General features: G+C 73.7%; 2 protein-coding genes. Both read left to right on the forward strand.

All coding sequences use genetic code 11. The features are described from left to right. Positions 1 to 2824 (forward strand): CBM35 domain-containing protein (locus tag PROKR_RS08975; protein WP_051432815.1); only part of this gene is annotated, 2824 nt, incomplete at its 5' end. A gap of 223 nt (positions 2825 to 3047) precedes the next feature. Continuing rightward, positions 3048 to 4003, forward strand: a 956-nt coding sequence (locus tag PROKR_RS08980) for a LacI family DNA-binding transcriptional regulator (RefSeq protein WP_051432816.1), incomplete at its 3' end; no start/stop codon positions are given.

Genomic DNA, 4003 nt, shown 5'->3' on the forward strand with positions numbered 1-4003 from the left:
CGCGGCCCCGGCGGGCGCCGCGACCACGCGGTACCAGGCCGAGCAGGCGGCCCTGTCGGGCGGCGCCGTCGTCGCCACGGAGCACGCCGGCTACACCGGCACGGGCTTCGTCGGCGGCTACACCGACGGCAACAAGGGCTCCGCGACCAGCACGTTCACCGTGACGGCAGCGTCGTCGGGCCAGCACACGCTGGCTCTCCGGTACGCCAACGGCACCGGATCGGCCAAGACCCTGACCCTCCTGGTGGACGGCGCCGCCCAGCAGGTCACCCTGCCCGCGACGGCGAGCTGGACCACCTGGGCGACGCAGAGCACGGTCGTTACGCTGTCCCCGGGCAGCCACTCGATCGCGTACCGGTTCGGCTCCGCCGACTCCGGCAACGTGAACCTCGACGCCCTCGACGTGAGCGACCCGGGCGGCAGCAACGGGGCGGGCTACGGCCCCGGGCCCACGTTCGAGGCGGAGGCCGCCACCCTCGCGGGCGGCGCCGTGACCGCCACGGACCACACCGGCTTCTCCGGCAGCGGGTTCGTGGGCGGGTTCACGGACGGCAACGCCGGCTCGGCGTCGGTCACGTTCAAGGTGCAGGTCGCCGGCGCCGGAGCCAAGGACCTCACGGTCCGCTACGCGAACGGCACCGGTTCGGCCCGGACCCTCTCGCTGTACGACGGCGGCACGCGCCTGACGCAGCTGACGCTGCCCGCGACCGCGAGCTGGGACACGTGGGGCACCGTGACGCACACCGCGACGCTGACCGCGGGCAACCACGACCTGCGGCTGGCCTACGCCTCCGGCGACAACGGCAACGCGAACGTCGACAAGCTCGACGTCTCGGCGAACGTGCCGCCGCAGCCCGCCGGGCCGGGCGAGGCCGAGAACGCGTACCGCTCCGGGAACGCCGCCACCGCGAGCGCCACCGGCGGCTTCACGGGCACGGGCTATGTGGGCGGTTTCACGACGGCGGGCGCGCGCGTGCTGCGCACGGTCCAGGCCAGCTCGGCGGGCACCGCGACCGCCACGTTCCGGTTCAGCACGCCCGCGGGCGGGCGCACCCTCGACCTGCTGGTCAACGGCCGGGTCACGGGTCAGGTGAGCTTCGCCGCGGGCAGCGGGTGGCGCACCATGACGGCGAGCGTGCCGGTGCGGGCGGGCGTGAACACGGTGGGCGTCCGGGCCGCGAGCGGCGGGGCCGACGTGCTGCTGGACAGCATCGCCGTCTCAGGTGAGACGGACCTCGCGGCGCGCGGCGCGTCGGCGTCGTACACGCAGTACGAGGCCGAGGTGGGGACGACGACCGGCACGAGGCTGACGCCGTCGCGCACCTACGGCACGGTGCAGGCGGAGTCGAGCGGGCGCAGCGCGGTGCGGCTGGACGCCGTCGGCGAGAAGGTGGACGTGACCCTCACGACCCCGGCGAGCGGGGTGGTGGTGCGCTACTCGATCCCGGACGACGCGGCCGGGACCGGGCAGACGTCGCCCCTGGCGGTGTACGCGAACGGGACCAAGCTGAAGGACGTGACGCTGACCTCGGCGCACGCCTGGCAGTACGGGGAGTACCCGTTCCACAACGACCCGTCGCTCGGCGGGGCCCACCGGTTCTACGACGAGCTGCGGTTCGAGATCCCGGAGCAGGCGGCCGGGACGGTGCTGTCGCTGCGGAAGGACTCGGGCGCCGTGGCGTACATCGACGTCGACCTGATCGAGGCGGAGCGGGTCGCGGCCGCGCTCACGGCGCCCGCGGGCGCCGTCTCCATCACGGCGCACGGCGCGACGTCGGGCGGCGGCGACGACACGGCCGCCATCACGACGGCGGTCGCTGCGGCGAAGGCCGCCGGCGTGCCGGTCTGGATCCCGGCGGGCACCTTCCACGTGAACGATGCGGTCCGGGTGTCAGGCGTCTCCGTGCTGGGTGCGGGCCCGTGGCACTCGGTGATCGTGGGCAGCGGCCGGGCGGGCGGGTTCTACGCGACCGGTGGCGGCGTCACCATCGCGGACGTCGCGATCTTCGGCTCGGCCACGGTCCGGGAGGACGCCGAGGGGCAGGCCGCGATCGAGGGCGACTTCACCGCTGAGTCCCTGCTGCAGAACATCTGGGTGCAGCACACCAAGGTGGGCCTGTGGGTGCGGCCCGGCTCCCGGGACCTGCTCGTGGTCGGGCTGCGCGTGCGCGACACGTACGCCGACGGCGTGAACCTGCGCTCGGGCGTGACCAACGCTCAGGTGACCCAGTCGACGTTCCGCAACACGGGCGACGACTCTCTGGCCATGTGGTCGGACGGCGCTGCCGTGAGCGGCAGCGTCTTCTCGTTCAACACGGTCCAGGCCCCGGCCCTGGCCAACGGCCTGGCGGTGTACGGCGGCGGGGGCGGCAACCGCGTCGAGGACAACCTGGTGGCCGACACCGTCAACGCGGCCGCGGGCATCGCGATCAGCACGCGGTTCGGGGTGCCGTTCACGGGCACGACGACGGTGGCGCGCAACACGCTGACCCGCACCGGCAGCCGCGAGCCCAACTGGCCGGCCGAGCTGGGCGCGCTGTGGATCTACGCCGACGTGCACGCCATCGACGCGCCGATCGTGGTCCGTGACATGACCATCCAGGACAGCACCTACGCGGGCGTGCTGATGTCGTGGCAGAAGTCGATCCAGCAGGTCAGTCTCGACCGGGTGGCGATCACGGGCTCGGGCACCTACGGCATCGAGCTGCACGCCGCGGGGCGGGCGTCGTTCGCGAACACGACCGTGACCGGGTCGGGGACGGCGGGGCTGCTGAACGACATGGGGTTCGTGCTGGACCGGCAGGGCGGGAACTCGGGGTTCTGACCCCTTGGCTCCCGGGGCGAGGCCCGGACTCACCTCTGGTGGGTCCGGGCCTCTCTGGTGGGTCCGGGCCTCTCTGGTGGGTCCCGGCCTCGCCTGCGTCCGCTGAGATGGGCCCGCACACCATCCAGTAGGCTTGCCGCGATGCAATAGCAGCGCCGCTGAGCAGGCAGGACACCGTCCCGCACGTGCGGCGCGCCGAGCCGTACGAGGCGAGGAGGCCGACGTGGGTCGACGCGAGGACGTCGCGCGCCTCGCGGGCGTCTCGGCCCGCACCGTGTCGAACGTCGTGAGCGGCACCGTCAACGTCGCCGCCGGCACCCGGGAGCGCGTGCTCGCCGCCATCGAGGAGCTCGACTACCGGCCGAGCGAGATCGGCCGGATGCTGCGCTCCGGCCGCACCGGCGTCGCCGGGCTCGTGGTGCCCGACCTCGACAACCCCTACTTCGCGGAGCTGGCCCGCACGCTCATCGAGGCCGCGCGGGGCCACGGGTACACGCTCATGATCGAGCAGACCGACGGCGTCCGGGACCGCGAGCGCGAGCTGCTCGCCCGCGCCGACACCAAGGCGGTCTTCGACGGCCTGATCGTCAGCCCGCTCGGCCTGACCGACGACGACCTGGGCCGGTCGGCGCGCACCCAGCGGCCCGTGGTGCTCCTCGGCGAGGAGCCGCACCCCGGCTTCGACCACGTGCACATCGACAACTTCGTGGCCGCCCGCGAGGCGGTCGAGCACCTGCTGGCCACCGGACGGCGGCACGTGGTCGCGGTCGGAGCCCAGCGCGACAAGAAGTCGTCCAGCTCGCTGCGTCTGAGCGGGTTCGAGGCGGCGATGGGAGCAGCGCCGCAGGCCACGGCGCAGGTCGCCTACGTCGACACGTTCACGAGGCGGGGCGGCGCGGACGCCACCCGGGCCCTTCTGCGCGATGGCACGCTGCCCGACGCCCTGTTCTGCTTCTCCGACCTGCTCGCCCTCGGTGCCCTGCGTGCCCTGCACGACGCCGGGATCGCCGTGCCCGAGCAGGTGGCCGTGGTCGGCTTCGACGACATCGAGGACGGCCAATACGGGCACCCCAGCCTCACCACGATCTCGCCGGACAAGCAGGCGATCGCGCGAGCCGCGATGGACGCCCTGGTGCGGCGGATCGGCGGAGACGAGCGCGAGCCGGTACGGGTGCTCGC

Origin of the sequence: Promicromonospora kroppenstedtii DSM 19349, assembly GCF_000515355.1 — a bacterium.
Taxonomy (GTDB): domain Bacteria; phylum Actinomycetota; class Actinomycetes; order Actinomycetales; family Cellulomonadaceae; genus Promicromonospora; species Promicromonospora kroppenstedtii.